Genomic DNA, 19,398 nt, shown 5'->3' with positions numbered 1-19,398 from the left:
TTGTGTAACAGGGGGACGTTGTGAACCTGTCTATGCGAGAAACTCATGCAGTATTCCAGATTGCAGAGTGTTTGAATGCGGGCATGGAATGCTCGGAAATGCGCCAGCAAGTGGGTAAATGCTTGCTGGATCTTCTTGATGCTGATTACTTTGCTTCCTATGTATGGGACGGGCCGCGGTGCGGCTTTTCTCATCGCGTGGCGATAAATATGTCTGACGACAATCTTTCCCACTATGAAAGCTATTTTCAGTATCACGATCCTATTACGCCCAAGCTGCAGCAACGTAAACAAGCAACAGCAGTGAGTCAAATCATGCCGCACAGTGCGTTGAAACAGACGGAGTTTTTCAACGACTTCCTGTCTATTGATGGGCTGACGTATGGTCTAAACTTCCATGCCCATGATGGTCGCCAGAACATCGGCGATATCAGGATCTGGAGAAGTCGCAGACGCAATGACTTCACCAAAAGAGATGTGGAAATTGTTAGTGCAATGGGCGCAGCTTTTACCAATGCCATGAAGCAAGCAAGACCTGGTGCTTTTTCTAAAGAAGATGTCAGACCCGATGTGATCCCGGACATCAATGCGTCCTCGGGGATGGATGAAGACTTTCTGGTGGAAGAGTATCACCTGACCGCGCGTGAAGTGGACGTGTGTTTGGCAGTGATACAAGGGCTGTCTGATAAGGAAATAGCCCGACGATATAATGTCTCATTCACGACGGTACGGACTCACATGAAGCATCTTTTTGAAAAGCTCAATGTGAGGGGGAGAACGCAGCTGATTCATAAAGTTCTGACCCACTGATGAGAGAGGGATATACCCAAACAACCTGATCTTTCTCCTCAGGTTGTTTGGGTATAAGGCGTATCTGAAATAAGCCGGCAGAGTGAGTTATTGGTTTGCAGCCACGATGGCTTGTTCCAGAATTTCTTGTTCGCCGATATGGTTGGCGAGAAGCAACACCAACTTGGCGTTTACCGTCATGACCTCTTCTGGAGGAAGAGAGTTATAAATGTTGGCGAGTGCTGCATAGAATGCATCTCCATCGGTGAAATTCGGCTCGATATTCAATTTCATTGTGCTTCATCCAGTTGGTGACCAAGTGCGCGCTGCATGGCTTCTGTTATGTCGTTAATTGCCGGCTGTCGCCAGCGTGCGGTGATCACTTGATCAGGGCGAAAGAGATAAGCCGTACCTTCAGATAAGTCATATCTCTGGTGGAGCAATCCCTGTGTGTCTGTCAGTTGAGTGATTCCTCGGAGGTTTGCAGATTGCTGATCGTGGCTGATTAGCAGTACTTCCAAGTCGCTTATCTTTGCCAGTTCAGCCAGAAGCTTATCCTGTTCTGTACTACTTTCTGCAATCATGATTACGAAATGATTGCCCACCCAATTGAGCAGCCAGGAAGCCATTTCATGTTGGTTTACAGGCGCATCCAGAATAGGACTACCCGGAATCAACACATTATTGAACGTGTCCCTGTCAGGCGTATTTAACGTTGAATTGCGGTATGTGCAGGGTGTCGATAATCTGCCGCTGTTAATCAGTGGACGCGCAAAAGGGTAGTTTTTTGCCAGTTCCAGTGTCGCATTCCTCAGCACCTTGCTCATGGTACTTTTGGGGGTGATGAAGTCGGTCGCGCGGGTCGAATTCAGGATGTTTTCTTCTGCCGCGAACTGTCGCTCATCATTATAGGTACGAAGCAACAATGGAGAGGCCGTTTGGTTCAGTACCCGGCATAGCTTCCAAGCTAAATTTTCAACAGATTGGACTGCACCGTTTGCGCCGCGTGCACCAAAAGGGCTGACTTGATGTGCTGCATCACCGACAAAAATCACCCGTTTATGGATGAAGTCATCCATCTTCCGACACTGGAAGGTATACACACTAGCCCACTCCAGGTCGAAGTGTTTGTCTGGCCCCAACATGGCTTCGATACGGGGACGAATGTTCTCTTCCCTTTTTTCCCATTCGGGGTCTGCATCCCACCCGAGCTGCAGGTCGATGCGCCAAACGTTGTCGGCCTGACGATGTAATAATGCGGACTGCTCAGGGTGGAAGGGTGGTTCAAACCAAAACCAGCGCTCAGTAGGAAAATCGGCTTTCATGACCACATCAGCGATCAGGAATCTGTCCTGAAAAACCTGTCCTTTACTTTCCAAACCCAGCTTGGTGCGAATAGGGCTGTTTGCGCCGTCCGCAACAATAAGATAATCACAGGAAATCTGATAAGTGCCGTCGGGTGTGTCGACGGTTAGCAGGTTGATGTCTGTTTGCGCATCAACAACCTGAACGTTGTTTTTCCAGCGAAGATCGACCTCCGATAGCGTCTCAATCACATCGACCAGATATTCCTCAAAGTAATATTGTTGAAGGTTGATAAAGGCTGGGAGCTTATGGTGTTTTTCAGGTAGTAGGTCGAACTCATAGACCTTTTCGTCACCAAAAAAAACCTTGCCTCGTTTCCATGTGATGCCTTTTGAAACCATCCGCTCTGCGCAACCATACCGATTCATGATTTCGAGCGTTCGTTTGGCGAAGCAAATGGCCCGCGACCCTACGCTGACAGTGTTGTTGTCATCGAGTATGACGGACTCGACGCCTTGCTTTGCAAGATCAATAGCCATGGATAAGCCCGCTGGCCCGCCACCGATAATCACGACCTTGTGATGGGTCACTGTGCCTGAGTGTTGGTCTTTACTCCTCGAATAGGAATAAACCGGATTGGTATAAGTTGATAACATAAAAATCCATCTACAAATGCTCTCATGCAAGAGTAAATTTAGAGGCGATTAAACGATAGAATCAAGAAAATGTTGTTTCAATTTTGGGAGGATCTAGCTCTTTATTAATAAGCCTGCTTTGTTTTAAACTATTAATGCATTGTAAATTAAAGATTAAATATTGTGTTTTTATCTCTCACATTGATATGTGAGAACCTTAGTGTCTTATGTTTGATATGATGATGGATATTTATAAATCTCGCATGAGAGTATTTGCTATCTTGGTTTTAGGAAGTCAATCATGCTAAAGGAACCAACATGGCAACGAAACCATTCGCATCATCCGCCGATTTAGGTGAAAAACAGGAAACACTTGAGGTATTAGCCGAAGGCGTTTACGCGTTAACGGCAGAGGGTGATCCCAATGTAGGCGCGATAGAAGCAGAAGATTTCATTATCGCCTTTGAAGCAAGAGCCACACCCAAAGCTGCTCAGGACTGGCTGACGATGCTGAGAGAGCATACGGACAAGCCCGTGAAATACTTGGTCTTGTCTCATTACCATGCGGTGAGGGTATTAGGTGCATCAGCTTTTAACGCGGAAACCATCATTGCGCACGAAAGCACGAAAATGCTTATTGAAGAACGTGGCCAGCAGGATTGGGAAAGTGAATTCGGGCGTATGCCGCGCTTGTTCAGAGAACCTGAGGGCATTCCGGGTTTAACGCACCCGGACGTTGTATTTGACAGCCGCATTGAAATCCCGCTCGGTGGTGATCGCGGAAGCTTGATACTTGAACATTGTGGCCGAGGGCATACTGCAGGAGACATTGTTGCTTGGTTGCCTAAGCAAAAAATACTGTTTGCAGGGGACTTGGTTGAGGCCCAGGCAGCACTTTACACTGGGGATGCCTTCCACTTTGACTGGTCATCTCAAACTCTGGATAAAGTGAAGTCATATCAAGCTGATATATTAGTCGGAGGGCGTGGCGCGGTGGCACGGGGTAACGATGCTGTCAATGCTGCGATTGAGCAAACCCGCGGCTTCTTAACGGGTATGTTGGACACCGTCGGAGCAGTGCATAAGCGCGGTGGAACCCTGAAAGAAGCATTCGAGGAAACCCACACATTGCTCGCTCCTAAGTTTGGCGCATGGCCGATATTTGAGCATTGCTTACCGTTTGATGTAAAACGATTATGGGACGAATTTGAAGGTAAGGACTGGCCCGAGATCTGGACCGCAGAGAAAGATAGGGAAGTCTGGGACGCTTTACAGGATTAGGAATGACACAGAAAAAACATCGCACATTAATGCTCAACCAATTTCTTCCTTATCGGATGGTGAATTTGGCTGATGGTATCAGTAACGCCTGCTCGAAAATCTATCGGGAAGAGTTTGATGTTTCTATTCCCGAATGGCGGATTCTTGCTCGGTTGGCTGAGCACGAAAAACTGAACGCCAAAGACATCGGTGATCTCACTTTTATGGATAAATCCCGGGTCTCCCGCGCGGTCAAACTGCTTGAAGAAAAAGGCCTTTTGCTGAAGGTAAAAGACAGCACAGACAACCGTGCGTCATTCCTTTCGCTCAGTGAGTCAGGCCGTGATCTCTATGCGAAAATCGCTCCCAAAGCGCTGGATTGGGAAGCTGAGCTTATTGATGTACTTGATACCGTTGAGTACCGCGACTTCCTTCGTGTGATGGAAAAGTTGGATGCCCGATTGGAGCAAATGAAAGGCTAGGGTCAGCAGACTCTAGTCCTGCTTATCCTGACTTGTTAACTCTCCACCTTCTGCCGCTTCCTACATAATCCGTTGGTTTGGATATAAGCTTTTAAAGCGAATCGAATGGCCATGGAGTAACGGCTGATGAAGGGTAAAAGCGTTTCAACGACCGAAGATATATTGCAGTTTGTCGCACTGCTTTATCAGGCATCCAGCCATATGCAGCCTGGTGATTTCAAGCAATGGACCATTACGCAGCTTCGTCAGCTTATTCATTTTGACAGCGCATGGTGGGGACGCGCTCTTTTTCCCGATCTCTCTGATACGCCTGAAGTACACGGCAATTCACTGTTTCAATTACCAGAAGATTACTTTGAGCAATGGCAGAAAATTGCTGACTGCGACACCATTGCAGAAAGTCTCTACAACGATGCCACCAAGCCTTTTATGTCAGAGGTTCAGCTCGAAACAATGAGCGGGGCATTGTGTGATTTTCTTTGGCAGCACGACATTCACCAAGTGCTCTCGTTCATGAAAGTCGATCCTGAACTCTTGCTGGATGCGAAAGGGAACATGGGAGAGAGTTTGCTGGTGGATTTTCTCTCGCTGTATCGAAATAGGGAAGTTGCAGCGTTTGAACCACAAGACGGAAATTGCCTTCGCCTTGTCATGCCCCACATTGTACTTAGCCTCAATCACTGCCTTGAATTCTCGGTGTTGACCAACCAAAGTGCGCAGGCAAACAGCGTGTTGGAAGCAGCGATGTTTGACAGTGGGTTTATGCTGAATACACCGTCGATTGGCTTTATTGAACTGCTCAAACGAGACTACCCAGACTGGGATGGATGCGTTTTACCGGAAGAGATTCAAGAAAGTGTGCTTGGGAATATCTCGTCATGGAAAGGAAGACATTTCACCCTGACATTTGAATCGATAGACAGTTACTGGTTTTTGCGGGCTTACCCTTCATCTTTGCTATCTGAATTGACCGAAAGGGAAGCACAGGTTGCCGAGCTGTTTGCAAAAGGGAAAACCTATATGGAAATTGCCCAGGAGATTAACCGGGCACCCACGACGGTGCGCAATCACCTGCAGTCCATATACCTGAAACTTGGCATCCGAAACAAAGTTGAGTTGGTGGAAAAATACCGTTCCCTTATTTGATACACCATCAAGGAAATCCTCTGAAAAAATGTAAAACAATGCATTTGCATCATTCAAGGTTCTGCTTCTAGCTCCTAGCTTGTTGGTTAATCACCTGATTCAAATGACTGATCAGGTTATCCAAGGAGGAGCAAGATGAGAAAGACTGGATTGGTGACACACGAACTCTACTTCTGGCATAACACCGGAGAAGCCGCTGCTTTTCTGCCACCTGGACTCACTATTCAACCCGATAAGCATGCGGAGAATGCGGAAACGAAGCGACGCTTGCTTAATCTTCTGAATGTGGCAGGCCTTGCTGATTCTCTAACCACTATTCCCCCGCGACTAGCTAGTAATAACGACTTGCTAAGTTTTCACACTCAAGCCTACATCGATAGCATTCGCGAAATGAGTGATGCCAATGGCGGTGATGCTGGCGAGCTTACTCCCTTTGGTCCAGGTAGTTATGAAATAGCCCTGATGAGCTTGGGAGGTTGTTTAGAGGCGGTGGACAGGATGATGGAAGGTCAGGTCGACAATGCGTATTGCTTAGTGCGTCCGCCCGGTCATCATGCTGAATCTGAAATGGGACGCGGGTTTTGTATTTTTGGCAATGGCGTTATCACGGCGAATTACGCCTTGGATGTCCATGGTATGGAGCGTATAGCAATCGTTGACTGGGATGTTCACCATGGAAATAGCCAGCAAGGTGCTTTCTATCAAAACTCTGGTGTACTCACGATCTCCATACATCAGGATAACTTTTACCCACCCATGTCCGGTGCATTGGAAGAACGCGGTGAGGGTGAGGGTGAAGGCTACAACATCAACGTTCCTTTACCTCCGGGCTCTGGTGATGGGGCTTATCGCAAGGCCTTTGAAGATGTTGTACTTCCTGCACTGGAAGCTTATCAACCTGACTTGATCATTGTGTCATCCGGTTTTGATGGCAGTGCGATTGACCCGCTTGGCCGCAATATGGCGACGAGCGAAACCTACAGATACATGACCGAGTCTTTGGTGGATGCCGCGGAGAAACTTTGTCACGGTCACTTGATATGTATCCATGAAGGCGGTTACTCCACAGCCTATGTGCCTTACTGTGGTCTGGCAGTCATGGAGGCGTTAAGTGGCTTGAAAACAGAGCTTGAAGACCCCTTCTTACCGATTGTTGGAGGAATGGGTGGTCAGGAATGCCAACCCCATCAAGCAGCATTAATTGCTTTGGTCGCCGAGTCCGCTCCATTACTGAAAAAGTAACTTCCCGACAGCGGATTGTCTGCAATCCGCTGTCCTCCTGTCGTTGACCTCCAATGGGTCTGACGCCAATTACCAAGAATAGAAACCCTTCAGCCTATAAGGTAAAGGCAAGCTGAAAGTGAAAAAATGAAAGGAAGGAGATAAGAGATGGCGCTAAAAAGGATTGTTTTTCTACCTCTTGCTTTAGTGGCGTTGCTATCGACGCCATTGAGTGCCCACCCGCTGGATGGTCTGACGGCCAAAGAATATAAATCAATACAAAGCATTTTACGTGGTTCCAATCTGGCCGACGAGAGTACGCTGTTTCCTCTCATTGATTTAAAAGAGCCGCCAAAAGAGAAAGTTCTGGCGTGGAAAAAAGGCCAACCGTTGGATAGACGTGCCACAGTGGTGATGACGGGACCTGAGGGTTTTTATGAAGCGGTGGTGAACATCACTCAGAAGAAAGTAGAGTCTAATCAACTTATCAAGGGCAGCGGTCAACCCATGATCCTGTTTGAAGAGTTTATTGGTGCATTGACCGGCGCGACTTCCCATCCAGACATGGAAAAAGGGTTAGCCAAACGTGGCTTGAAACCTGACGATGTCTTTTGTCTTCCTCTAACCGCAGGTAATTTCTTCACAGAAGCCTTTGAAAATTCGCGCCTGATGAAGGTGCCATGTTATGTCCTCCCTACAGGGTCAAATTATTACGCGAAGCCTATTGAGGGCTTATTTGCCACCTATGACATTGGCAAAAAAGAAGTCGTAGAAATCATTGATACTGGCGCAGTGCCGCTTCCCGCTGACGACTGGGGTTACACCGAGGAAGAAGTGGCGAAAAGGGTTCCACTGAGACCCAAAACGAATCCGGCGGTTGTGACTCAGACGGGTAAACCGAACTACACTCTCGATGGCAGTCATCTTGAATGGGACATCTGGCGTTTGAATTTCCGTACCGAGAAACGCGCGGGTCTCGTGGTGTCGAATATCGACGTGAACGACCAAGGCATGTGGCGGCCCATTATCTATCAAGCGCATTTGTCAGAAGTGTTTGTACCCTATATGGACCCGACAGAAGGCTGGTACTGGCGTACCTATATGGACAGCGGTGAGTACGGGTTTGGGCTGTTTATGACACCACTTGAGGCTGGCATTGATTGCCCGGTTTATGCGACTTTCTTACCCGCAATGATTGCGGATGACCAAGGTAATCCACTCGAAATTCCTAACGCGATTTGTATTTTTGAGCGCAATATTGGCGATCCTGCATGGCGTCATTACGAAGTCTTTGAGCAAGGTCCAGATAAGTTTGTCCCTGCCGAAGGGCGTCCTGAAACGGAATTGGTGATTCGCACTGCATCTGAAGTGGGTAACTACGACTACCTGATTGATTACCGTCTGAAGCAAGATGGCCAACTGTATGTCAAAGTCGGTGCATCCGGTCTTGATGCGGTGAAAGGGGTAGCTTCGGTGAACACTAACAGCGAAACCTACAAGGAAGATACCCGCTACGGTACCCTGATTGCCCCAAATTTAGTCGCGGCGAATCATGATCATTACTTCAATTTCCGGATTGACTTCGATATCGATCAACCAGTGAACCATGCGGCAACTATGGATATTGTTCCTGCCTCTGTTGATCCTGCTGTTCCGCGACGCTCAATGTGGGAAGTGAAACACACCATGCTCGACTCTGAGCTGGATGCGAGATACAAAACCTCAACAGCTAAGCCAAGATACTTGCATATCAGTAATGCAAAACGCGACGGGTATCTGGGGCATAAACCAGGCTACATGCTACACCATGGTTCGGTGGCTTATGGGCCATTCGATTTTGAAAATGATCCGCCGATGAGGCGAAATGCCTACATCCAATATGCCGTTTGGAACACGGTTTATGATCCGGACCAGCGCTACGCCGGAGGCAAATATGCTGTGCAAAGTGATGGCTCGGACACGTTGGCAGAGTGGGTGAAAGAAGACCGCTCCCTGATGAATGCAGATATCGTTACTTGGTTTACGGCTGGCTTTCATCACATCCCAAGAATGGAGGATTGGCCTGTGATGTCCACGGAGTGGAAAACGGTACACATCATGCCACACAACTTCTTTGCCCATAATCCAGCGCTGACAATCCGCAATGCAGAAACCCCTTCTGAGAAGTAATTGAGTTCACGTCTTTGCCGCCATCCTCATTGTTGAGGATGGCGGTTTTTTCGTGCTCGTCTCATGCTGAGAGGGAAAGGAAGCATAATTCTCAGGAGCAAGAGATGACGGATAAGAGAGATGTACCGTTTACGTTAGAAAAGCTGCAGGCAGCATTTAAATCGGGTGAGTTAACCTGCGAATCCTACATCGACGCGGTTATCGAGCGCGCGGAAAGTCTGAAACACCTTAACGCTTTTATTACGGTTGACTGGGAGATGCTTCGAAAGGCAGCGAGAGAAGTTGACCAGAGTGGAAAAGCAGGTGAAGGGCTCAATGGCATCCCTCTTTGCTTCAAGGATAACATTCAGACTGGTGTTCTTGCTGCGTCTGCTGCGACTAAAGCATTAGCGGGAAATATCAGCAGTGCTTCCGTCGTGGCTGAGCGGCTGTTGAACAGTGGTGCCTTAGTGGGTGGCATGGGAAACATGCACGAGCTGGCCTTTGGTATTACGACTAACAATGGATATAGCGGCGCGTCAAAAAACCCGTGGAATACCGAGCGGATCCCTGGCGGCTCCAGCGGTGGTGTCGCTGTGGCGATTGCAGCTGGCATTATGCCAGCAGGCATTGGAACGGACACAGGAGGCTCCGTAAGGTTACCTTCTGCACTCTGTGGGATCGTTGGCTTTAGACCTTCAATGATGCGCTATCCATCAAAAGGGCTGGTACCTGTCAGCCATACCCGGGATACGGCGGGTCCAATGGCGAATACTGTCAAGGATTGCCGAATGTTGGATGCCATCATGGCGGGTAAAAACGATTCCGCCATTGATGAAGTAGCGAGTTTTTCTTCTATCAAGCTGGGTGTTCCCCGAGCCTATTTCTTTGACAATCTAGACCCTGAAGTCGGCAGATTATCTGAAGATGCCTTAAAGAAACTTTCTGATGCGGGCGTGACTTTGGTTGAGGCGGATATTCCCAATGTTGGTGAACTTGATGAAGCCTGCAGTTTCCCTATTGCGCTTTATGAATTTATGCAGGACTTACCTGCCTATCTTGCCGCTCACGCATCACATATCAGTATTAAAGACGTCGCTGATCATGCTTTAAGCCCTGACGTGAGTGGATTGATGGCTTCGCTGATGTCTGATGGCGCAATGCCAGAATCCGTGTATCGAGAAGCTGTTGATGTGGTTCGTCCTAAACTCCAACAAACCTACGCAGACTATTTCTCGAAGCAAGGCGTGGATGCTGTCATCTTCCCAACCACTGTGCTGCCTGCTGCGCCTATTGGTGATGATGAAACCGTTGAGCTTAATGGCGAACGCCTACCTACCTTTCCAACCTTCATTCACAACACCGATCCGGGCAGCAATGCAGGCATTCCAGGCATAAGCCTGCCCATTGGCCTAACCTATGACGGTTTGCCTGTTGGTATCGAAATTGATGGGCCTTTCAACAGCGATGAGCGGTTGCTATCGATCGCGGAAGCGCTGGAGTCAGTCTTCAACTTTACGCAACGCCCCTGATCCACTCTTCATAGATGTAAGGAACACAACAATGAAAAGACGCGAATTTTTAACTTCGTCGATGAGTGCTGCGCTGCTGGCAGCGATTGCACCGACTTTTGTCTCAACCCGGGCTCTCGCTGCGGAGACAGTTAAACTCGGTGTGATGATTCCCCAATCAGGCCCCGCGGGTCTGTTTGGCCCCTCCTGTAAAAACTGCACAGAAATGGCGGTCGAAGAAATCAATAAGTCGGGTGGCATTTTAGGCAAGCAGGTTGAAGTGTTCTATGCCGATGCTGGCGGTTCTCCTTCCGATGCGCTGAAAAATGCGGTGCGCCTGTACAAAGGCGAAAAAGTGGATGCGTTTATTGGCATGCATGACAGTGCTGTGCGAGGTGCACTCACCAACTTGTTCAAAGGCGAGGTGCCTTACATCTATACGCCAATCTATGAAGGTGGTGAATGTGCAGAGGGAACTTATGTACTCGGTGAGACCCCGGCGCAGCAATTGGCGCCGGTCATTCCTTGGTTAGCAAAAAACAACAAGGTCAGTAAATGGTATTTGATTGGTAATGATTACAACTGGCCACGTGACTCGAATGTTGCGGCGAAAGATTACATTAAAGCAGCAGGTGGTGAGGTAGTCGGTGAGGAATACCTGCCATTTTCAGCCGATAACTTCGACTCCAGCTTGGCAAAAATCAAAGCCAGTGGCGCTGATGCAGTACTGATCACTTTGGTTGGTGGTGCATCAGTGAGCTTTAACCGCGCATTTGCAAACTTCGGTTTGGACAAGCAAGCCCTGCGATTGGGCACCTTGATAGAAGAAAATACCCTAGCAGGTATTGGGGCAGAAAATGCTGCAAGACTTTACTCTTCATCAGGTTATTTTCAGAACATTAACTCGCCAAAAGCCGCCGCATTTGCTGAGCGCTACTACGAAAAGTTTGGCAGTGATGCACCAGCACTTAATGCATTAGGTGAGTCCTGCTATGACGGTGTCTATCTCTTCAAAGCCTTGGCAAACGAAGCAAAAGGCGTAGCGGCTGAAAAAATTGCCAGCGCTTCTGAGGGTGCGTCATTTTCTTCACCTCGCGGGAACATGACGTTGACGAAGGGACATGTTGATAAAGATATCTATCTTGCGGAAGCCGTAGACGGCAGATTCCGCGTTGTTGAAACCTTTGAAAACGTGCCTAGCGGCAGTACCTGCAGTTAAAGGAGAGAGTGACGCACATGGATGTGTTGACCTTGTATATTTTGAACGTCATCTACAGCCTCTCAGTGTTGGCGTTAGTTGCAACAGGCCTTGCCGCTGTGTTCGGACTACTAGGTGTGATGAACATGGCGCATGGTGAGTTTGTCATGCTTGGCGCTTATAGCGCGCTGCTCGCAAGTCAATGGTCACTGCCTTGGCCTGCGGGCCTTTTTTTGGCTGTCATTGTGAGTGCTTTAGTCGGTGCACTCATGGAAAAGGGCCTCATCAGGCACCTTTATCAGCGGCCGTTTGACACCTTGTTGGCAACCTGGGGTGTAGCCATGCTCATCCGAAAAGGGATTGAGGCTCTTTTTGGTAGGGAGTACCAAAACGTTTCTCAATACTTGCCAGGCACCGTCGATGTTGTTGGTGTTGATTACCCCGTTTATCGATTGCTCTTGGTGGTGTTGATTGCCGCCTTGATGACAGGCATCTACCTGTGGTTCAGAAAAAGCCCTGCCAGCCTCAAAATTCGTGCGATGGTAGACAACCCTGCACTGGCGCAGGCGGTGGGAATAAACACTGAACGCGTTGCCTTTTACACGTTTGTTTTCGGTGTCAGTACGGCAGGACTCGCCGGTGCATTGATTGCACCTCTGGTGAGGGTCGACCCCTACATGGGGCTGGATTACTTGCTCTCCTCATTCTTCGCCCTTGTGATTGGCGGCCTCGGCAGCGTTGAAGGCTTGATTCTGGGAAGCAGCATGATTGGCGGCTTAGATCAGTCCCTCTCTAACCTGTTCGACAAGGTCGTCGGCTATACAGGTGTGCTTCTGCTGTCGATTTTCTTTTTATGGTGGAAACCCAATGGCATCATTTCACAACGTTAACTTTTACGCGCTCGCGTTTATCTTCGCACTGCCTCTGTTTATCGATAGCTTTACTGCATATGAGGTTGGTCTCTATTTAATCTTCGGACTCGCAGCACTGAGCGTTGCGTCTTGTTGGGGGCAGGCAGGTTTTTTACCGCTTGGCCAAGCCGCTTTCTTTGGATTGGGCGCGTATCTTTATGGTTATGTGAATGTTGAGCAAGCATCGGTGTTCAGTGTCGTAGAAGGACTGTTTTTGGCACTTCTGGTACCGGCGCTGTTATCTTTCGCGTTGGGAAAGCTGGTGTTCTCACGTACTTCGAGTTCCGGCCCGTATTTTTCGTTGATCACACTGGCGGTTGCCATGTTGGCAACGCAATTAGCATTGGTTTTTGATGGTGTCACAGGCGGGTTTAACGGCCTTAATGGCATTAATGACATTCCAGGAACAGATCGTTACGAAAACCTGTATTGGGTGATTGCAGGCGCAGTGGCAGTTGTGCTTTTGTCCCTTCAGTATTTAGAAAACACGCCATTCGGTCTTTTGCTTAATGCCATCCGTGATAATGAACAGCGTGTTGACTTGCTGGGTTACAAAAGTGACCAACTGAAAAGTATTGTCTTTGCCATAAGCGCAGCGGTTTCTGGGTTGGCGGGCGCATTGTACAGTGTCCATCAGGGCATCGTTACGCCACAGGCTCTGGGCTTTTTCCTTTCGGCAGAGTTTGTTATCTGGGCGGCAGTGGGAGGACGTTTTACGTTAGTTGGTCCTATTGCTGGTGCTTTGGTGATGGGAATGGTGTCCAGTGAGTTAAAAGCATCGTTCCCTTACTGGGAAGTGATAGTCGCGTCTATTTTCATCGTTGTGGTGCTCTTTTTACCAAAGGGTTTGCTAGGTTGGTTACCTTCAACCAAAACGCGTATCGAGGATGACAAGATAGAAGAAGACACGGGTTCTTGCCCGCTAGAAAGACGGGTGTCGCTAACGGTTAACGATGTGTCAGTGTCTATCGGGGCGGTGAATATCCTCACTTCATTGGAGATGCGCTTAGGCGGCCAAGGTATTCAGTGTTTAATAGGCCCCAATGGCGCTGGGAAAACATCAGCATTCAACACCATGACAGGTGCGCTACCTCTTTCGTCTGGAAATCTCCTATGGAATGGGGAGCGTTTTCATCCCCGAAAACCCTACGATGCTGCGCGTCAGGGGATTGGTCGGAAATTGCAAATTCCTTGTGTGTTCTCATCGTTAAGTGTTGAAGAGAATATTCATTTGGCGATGTGGGCAAGCCGTTCGAATAAGAAATCATTATTCCGAGTCGCCAAATACGGAAAACGTTCGGCATCTTTAAACGCGCTTTACGAAGCGATGCCATTTCTTGAACAGGGTGAAGTCTTGGCCGGATCGCTATCGGTAGGGCAACGTCAAATGCTGGACTTTACGATGACCTGTCTTGCTGAACCTGACTTGTTATTGCTGGATGAACCCTGTGCGGGACTCTCACCTGTCGAGACAAAAACGCTCATCGACATCATCAAAAATTACATCGCCAGAGAGAGAAAACCCTGTGTGATTATTGAGCATGACATGCAAGTGGTGGAGAAATTGGCTGACGAAGTGCTTGTGATGAATCAAGGTTCTATGTTGTGTTTTGGCAGCTTTGATTTTGTTCGTGAGAACGAGGAAGTACGAGCCATTTACGCAGGAGGAACCAAGTAATGTCAGACAAAATTCTGGATGTGAAAGGTCTTTCTGGTGGGTATGGCGATATTACGATCGTTAGGGATGTGAACTTTTCAATCGGGAAAGGAGAGGTTGTGTGCCTTGCTGGTCGCAATGGTGTGGGGAAAACGACCCTGATGAAGCTGTTATCTGGTTCTTTGCCCCCTGTTACTGGCCAAATATCTCTGAACGAGAACGATGTGTCGGGCTTGAATGCTTTTGAGCGACAGCAAAAGCAAATTAGCCATGGATTACAAGAACAGTCAGTTTTTGGGGGATTGACCGTTCGGGATAACCTTTCTTTGACAGGAAAATGGGGTAAAAGCCCACTCGTAGACCGCCTTCTTGAGGCTTTTCCGATCATCGAAAAACGTTATGACGTGCAGGCTGGGAAATTGTCAGGTGGGGAACGGAAGTTAGTTTCCTTCTGCAGAGCCTTAGCAGAAAACGGACTGATAACCTTGCTTGACGAGCCAACAGAAGGTGTTCAACCTGAAAACATCGAGCGAATGGGGGAGGTGATCCTCGAACAAGCTAAACAAGGACGAAGCTTCATCGTAGCCGAGCAAAACCTCTCATTAATAGAGCAAATCGCTCACGCCTGTTGGGTGATGGATCATGGTGAGCTTAAGTCTCTTTATCCAAGTTCTCCTGACTTAAGAGGTTATGTGGTAAAAGACCTATTGATTTAAATAGTGAGAATGAATTTAAGAGCTTGGCATTGCTTTGCGTGCCAGGCTTTTTTGCTATGTATCCCCTAAAGATGACGCTTGCATTATTTTCTTGATTGTGTCGACTGAGTCATTGCTGATTCATACCTTCATTTGGTGACGTATCACTGTTGAACCGTGTCTATACTCCTGAATTAGTTAATTAAGCATATTAAGTGTGATATGCACCAGGGAGTATTGATGAGATCTTTTTCTTTGACATTAGGCCTTGTAACGGGCTGCGGCATGATGCTTTTTCCCTTACTTGCTGCTCCGGCCGAAGGGTTGTCTGCCCATAAAGATAACTATTTACTCCCTTTTTATAAGGAACGTCACGTTAATCAAGAGCGGTTTGAACCATTAAACCCAAATGACACAGAAGCGAAAGACACCTTTGTACAGTTTCAGTTCAGTGTTAAATATCGGTTGCTTGAAGTACGAAAAGATGGGCTCTACCTTGCGTATACACAGCGCTCAAACTGGGAGGCATACGACACTTCTGCGTACTTTAGAGATAGTACCTATAACCCTGAACTCTTCTATCGGCTTAATTTGGAAAGTTGGCAAGTTAATATTGGTGCAGAGCATGAGTCTAACGGTGCAGGCGGTGACAATGAGGTGAGCTGGAACCGCGCCTATATCGATGCTCGACGTTATTGGGATTGGGGCTATGTCAGCTTTAAGCCCTGGCTCAGGGTCGGAGATGTGACTTACAATCCCGATATTTCTGATTTTCTAGGTTACGGGCGACTGGAGGTTATGTGGCAACCAGCAGATTCACAAGACATCAAGTTGACCATCAGTAACCTGTTTGCCGATGACTTAGATTATCTGTACTACGGAATTAGCTGGAACTTTCCAATCTACCAAGGTTTGAGAGGCTATATGAAGACTGAAACCGGGCATGGACTGACTATCTCTAACTACAATTTTGATGATACTGCTTATGGTTTAGGTGTTGCTTTTAACTTCTGAGCCGCTTTTAACCCCTGAACTACATACCCAATACTCTGGTATGACATGTTAGGCGTCATTTAATTTTACGCCGTAAAATATGTACACTCAGAATACTGGTTCTTTTATCACACTTAAGCATTAGTAGAGATCCGCTGTCGTTAGCATAATTAGACATCAAGTTGAGGGCAAAAAATGACCAGCTTGGCAAATACTTACCCATGATTCAGGCAATAAGTTGCCCTAACTGGTAAGGGGGAGTGTCTAACTTATTGAATACTTTGAATGGTAATTTTGGTCTGCAATTTGCCTTTATCATATGAGATTTAATTTTGTCGCTGACGGAGTGGTGTAATCGGTTACATTGTGGGGAGGGGTAACATCTGAACAGTTCACGACGACCCCTTCCTTGTCCTCTAACATATGCCTCAATTAATGAGACTGTGGAAGGTATCCCGTTAGCGTGTCACGGGAATGCGCTAACGGCCTATGGCAAACCCAGATTTCCAACCAGCCGATGAATTATCTGAGGAGATTAGACCAATATGTAAACAAACGGCAAAACCCTTGTCACAACTGGATATGATGTTGATTTTAACGATGCTGTTATTGGTGTTAGATGGGGGAATGTCGGCTAGCTTCTCGACCAGTCGAGTAGCTTTGCCTAATAGCAATTTAAATTATAAACATCCTACGCTATAAATGAATTTGTAATTAAACCCGTGTCCATTTTCCAGGATTTAATGAAGTGGGTGTTTTGCACTAGCCTCACATCTAATACCTTTCTAATGCCCCCTATTGAGTTGATTGTCTTATAAATGAGAAATCGCGACCAATGTCTAGTTTTATTATTTCATGGCTGTAAATTAGTAATTTATACCTTGTTTATGCTCGTACTAATGAATAATCATAAGTATAAAATTTTGTCGCTTATATAGTCTCCTCATTGAGAAGCAATTATATGGGTGCTTTAGTGAAAAATTGATACGGTTCTGTGATTGGGAGGTGAGATAACCTCTCGATGGAACTCTAAAAATACTAATAAAAACATAGCGTTGGTTGGCAAGGTTCTAAGGTGGTACAAGCTTAACAAGTGAATCATAGTTGGGTGCTATGCATTCTGCTTCATACATTTATGGCAGATCTATTTTTGCATCTCATCAAGCTTTACTTGTTCTCTTCTTTTTCCCTCCAAAGTTCTTTTTGCTGTAAATCTAGACTAATTAGTAATGTCTAACTTAGCCGTTTCTTGATGATGGAAATTCGGCGTTGATGTGTTTTTTCTTGATTTCTTCTGTTTTGTATTTTTAGAAGAATTTGTCCACTTGTTAGTGTTTTTCTTGAAATGGAATAGCACTTTTGTGCGGCATAAAATCGATGCTTCACCATGTTTAATCCGTAAAGTCTCTATAGCGAAAGGAGAGCGTAAAATGGCGAAAGAGGGAAGTGTTGCTCCAAAAGAACGTATTAATATTAAATACGTTCCAGCAACCGGCGATGCTCAAGCGGAGATTGAACTCCCGCTGAAAATGGTCGTTTTGGGCGACTTCAAAGGTCACCCAGAAGACACCTCAATCGAAGAACGCGAAGCCGTTTCTGTCGATAAAAACAACTTCACCTCAGTCATGCGAGAGAGCAATCTTTCCGTGACTACTTCAGTGCCAAATGTAATGACAGAGGAGGAAGGTCAAGATCTTCCTGTTGAATTGTCATTCAAGTCTTTGGCGGATTTCTCTCCAGATTCAGTAGCAAACCAGGTCCCAGAGCTGAAGAAGCTTGTTGAGCTTCGTGAAGCACTGGTTGCCCTCAAAGGCCCGTTAGGGAATATCCCTGCTTTCCGAGCCCGTCTTCAAGAGCTGCTGGCATCTGAAGATTCCCGCGAGAAATTACTCGCTGAACTGGAGTTGGTAGGTGCTGAAGAGCAACCGGCCGACGAACAGTAATCAACGCAGAAGAGAAAAGGATTTTGTTAATGTCCGTACAAGAGAAAACGCTTGAGAGTTCTGCCTATGAATCTGGCAGTCTGCTCGACGACATCATGGCTCAAACCCGTATGGCACCTAGCGAAGAAGGCTATGATGTCGCCAAAAAAGGTGTAGCTGCATTCATTGAAAACCTTATTGGCTCTGATCAGCAGGAAGAACCAGTTAACAAAGCGCTGGTAGACCAGATGTTGGTTGAACTGGATAAGAAAATCAGCGCTCAAATGGATGAGATCCTCCACTGCGAGCCTGTTCAGCAAATGGAATCTTCATGGCGTGGCCTGAAGTTGCTGGTTGACCGCACTGATTTTCGTGAAAACATCAAAATTGAAGTGCTACATGCAACGAAGCAAGAGCTGCTGGACGACTTCGAATTTGCGCCTGAGACAACGCAATCTGGTCTCTACAAGCATGTCTACTCAGCAGGTTACGGCCAGTTTGGTGGTGAACCAGTAGGCGCACTTGTCGGCAACTATGCATTCACACCAAGCACGCCAGACATGAAATTGCTTCAGTATGTTGGCTCAGTAGGTGCAATGGCGCATGCGCCATTCATCTCTTCAGTGGCACCTGAATTCTTCGGTATCGACTCTTTCGAAGAACTGCCAAACCTAAAAGATCTCTCCGCAACGTTCGAAAGCCCCCGTTATACCAAGTGGCGTTCACTACGTGAATCAGAAGATGCTCGCTACCTGGGCTTAACTGCACCACGCTTCCTGTTGCGTGTTCCTTACGATCCGGTTGAAAATCCAGTTACGTCTTTCAACTACCGCGAAAACGTATCGGATTCACACGAAAGTTACCTATGGGGTAATACTGCGTTCGCACTGGCTTCACGTCTGACTGACAGCTTCGCGAAATACCGTTGGTGTCCAAATATCATTGGTCCGCAAAGTGGCGGTGCAGTGGAAGATCTGCCCGTTCACCTGTTTGAATCTCTGGGGGCGCTTCAGGCAAAAATTCCTACCGAAGTGCTTATCACTGACCGCAAAGAATTTGAGTTAGCCGAGGAAGGCTTCATCTCACTGACGATGCGCAAAGGCAGTGATAACGCCGCGTTCTTCTCTGCAAACTCTATCCAGAAGCCTAAAGTGTTCCCGAACACCAAAGAAGGCAAAGAAGCAGAGACCAACTACAAGCTGGGTACTCAGCTGCCATACATGATGATCATCAACCGTTTAGCGCACTACATCAAGGTGCTGCAACGCGAACAGATCGGCTCTTGGAAAGAGCGTCAGGATCTAGAACGCGAGCTAAACACCTGGGTTCGTCAGTATGTGGCAGATCAGGAAAACCCACCGGCAGAAGTTCGCAGCCGTCGTCCACTTCGTGCAGCGAAAGTGGAAGTGATGGATGTGGAAGGCGATCCGGGTTGGTACCAGGTTTCTCTGGCTGTTCGCCCTCACTTCAAGTACATGGGTGCGAACTTCGAACTGTCACTGGTAGGTCGCCTGGATCAGTAATCC

At 47.4% G+C, this 19,398-nt stretch carries 16 protein-coding genes; 14 read left to right on the top strand and 2 right to left on the bottom strand.

The features are described from left to right. Nucleotides 1–20 precede the first annotated feature (20 nt). Nucleotides 21–809 carry a response regulator transcription factor gene (locus tag GMA8713_RS11640; RefSeq protein WP_231590840.1) on the top strand — a complete coding sequence of 263 codons (789 nt, stop codon included), beginning with the start codon at nucleotides 21–23 and terminating at the stop codon, nucleotides 807–809. 87 nt (nucleotides 810–896) lie between these two features. Here the strand turns inward: GMA8713_RS11640 and GMA8713_RS11635 are convergent, their stop codons facing one another. Both GMA8713_RS11635 and GMA8713_RS11630 read right to left on the bottom strand, forming a co-directional pair. After that, nucleotides 897–1,082 carry a DUF2783 domain-containing protein gene (locus GMA8713_RS11635; protein WP_046303168.1) on the bottom strand — a complete coding sequence of 62 codons (186 nt, stop codon included), beginning with the start codon at nucleotides 1,080–1,082 and terminating at the stop codon, nucleotides 897–899. Further along, complete coding sequence (locus GMA8713_RS11630; RefSeq protein WP_062709646.1) at nucleotides 1,079–2,749, bottom strand: FAD-dependent oxidoreductase; 1,671 nt, start codon at nucleotides 2,747–2,749, stop codon at nucleotides 1,079–1,081. Before GMA8713_RS11630 ends, GMA8713_RS11635 begins: the two co-directional genes overlap by 4 nt. Before the next feature lie 297 nt (nucleotides 2,750–3,046). On the opposite strand from GMA8713_RS11630, the gene GMA8713_RS11625 reads away from it, so the two are divergent. From GMA8713_RS11625 to tssC, 13 genes are all read left to right on the top strand, one after another. Next, the gene (locus tag GMA8713_RS11625; protein WP_062709643.1) at nucleotides 3,047–4,009 is read left to right on the top strand and encodes an MBL fold metallo-hydrolase; all 963 of its coding nucleotides are present in this window, start codon (nucleotides 3,047–3,049) and stop codon (nucleotides 4,007–4,009) included. 2 nt (nucleotides 4,010–4,011) lie between these two features. Next, nucleotides 4,012–4,470: a MarR family winged helix-turn-helix transcriptional regulator gene (locus GMA8713_RS11620; protein WP_002538764.1), complete on the top strand. Its 459-nt coding sequence runs from the start codon at nucleotides 4,012–4,014 to the stop codon at nucleotides 4,468–4,470. A gap of 126 nt (nucleotides 4,471–4,596) precedes the next feature. Further along, nucleotides 4,597–5,616, top strand: coding sequence for a response regulator transcription factor (locus GMA8713_RS11615; RefSeq protein ID WP_062709641.1), 1,020 nt, complete (start codon nucleotides 4,597–4,599; stop codon nucleotides 5,614–5,616). A 135-nt stretch (nucleotides 5,617–5,751) separates the two neighbouring features. Continuing rightward, nucleotides 5,752–6,858, top strand: coding sequence for a class II histone deacetylase (locus GMA8713_RS11610; RefSeq protein ID WP_062709637.1), 1,107 nt, complete (start codon nucleotides 5,752–5,754; stop codon nucleotides 6,856–6,858). A 147-nt stretch (nucleotides 6,859–7,005) separates the two neighbouring features. After that, a complete protein-coding gene (locus GMA8713_RS11605) occupies nucleotides 7,006–9,006 on the top strand; it encodes a copper amine oxidase (RefSeq protein ID WP_062709635.1) in 2,001 nt (666 codons plus the stop codon). A gap of 104 nt (nucleotides 9,007–9,110) precedes the next feature. After that, the gene (gene iaaH, locus GMA8713_RS11600) at nucleotides 9,111–10,517 is read left to right on the top strand and encodes an indoleacetamide hydrolase (protein WP_062709632.1); all 1,407 of its coding nucleotides are present in this window, start codon (nucleotides 9,111–9,113) and stop codon (nucleotides 10,515–10,517) included. 31 nt (nucleotides 10,518–10,548) lie between these two features. Next, the gene (locus GMA8713_RS11595) at nucleotides 10,549–11,715 is read left to right on the top strand and encodes a substrate-binding domain-containing protein (RefSeq protein WP_062709628.1); all 1,167 of its coding nucleotides are present in this window, start codon (nucleotides 10,549–10,551) and stop codon (nucleotides 11,713–11,715) included. 17 nt (nucleotides 11,716–11,732) lie between these two features. Further along, the gene (locus tag GMA8713_RS11590; RefSeq protein WP_062709626.1) at nucleotides 11,733–12,584 is read left to right on the top strand and encodes a branched-chain amino acid ABC transporter permease; all 852 of its coding nucleotides are present in this window, start codon (nucleotides 11,733–11,735) and stop codon (nucleotides 12,582–12,584) included. After that, complete coding sequence (locus GMA8713_RS11585) at nucleotides 12,562–14,283, top strand: branched-chain amino acid ABC transporter ATP-binding protein/permease (protein ID WP_062709623.1); 1,722 nt, start codon at nucleotides 12,562–12,564, stop codon at nucleotides 14,281–14,283. The genes GMA8713_RS11590 and GMA8713_RS11585 overlap by 23 nt, the downstream gene beginning before the upstream one ends. After that, nucleotides 14,283–14,978: an ATP-binding cassette domain-containing protein gene (locus tag GMA8713_RS11580; protein ID WP_062709613.1), complete on the top strand. Its 696-nt coding sequence runs from the start codon at nucleotides 14,283–14,285 to the stop codon at nucleotides 14,976–14,978. The genes GMA8713_RS11585 and GMA8713_RS11580 overlap by 1 nt, the downstream gene beginning before the upstream one ends. A 219-nt stretch (nucleotides 14,979–15,197) precedes the next feature. After that, on the top strand, nucleotides 15,198–15,971 hold the full coding sequence (locus GMA8713_RS11575) for a phospholipase A (RefSeq protein WP_062709610.1): 774 nt from the start codon (nucleotides 15,198–15,200) through the stop codon (nucleotides 15,969–15,971). Between the two features lie 1,409 nt (nucleotides 15,972–17,380). After that, entirely contained in the window at nucleotides 17,381–17,893 is a 513-nt protein-coding gene (gene tssB, locus GMA8713_RS11570) for a type VI secretion system contractile sheath small subunit (RefSeq protein WP_002538780.1), read from the top strand. A 29-nt stretch (nucleotides 17,894–17,922) separates the two neighbouring features. After that, a complete protein-coding gene (tssC, locus tag GMA8713_RS11565; RefSeq protein ID WP_062709607.1) occupies nucleotides 17,923–19,395 on the top strand; it encodes a type VI secretion system contractile sheath large subunit in 1,473 nt (490 codons plus the stop codon). Nucleotides 19,396–19,398 lie beyond the last annotated feature (3 nt).

The sequence above is a fragment of the Grimontia marina genome, from assembly GCF_900060185.1.
GTDB classification, from domain to species: domain Bacteria; phylum Pseudomonadota; class Gammaproteobacteria; order Enterobacterales; family Vibrionaceae; genus Enterovibrio; species Enterovibrio marinus.
The sequence above is the reverse complement of the archived record's forward strand: the minus strand, read 5'-3'. Positions and strand labels throughout refer to the sequence as shown.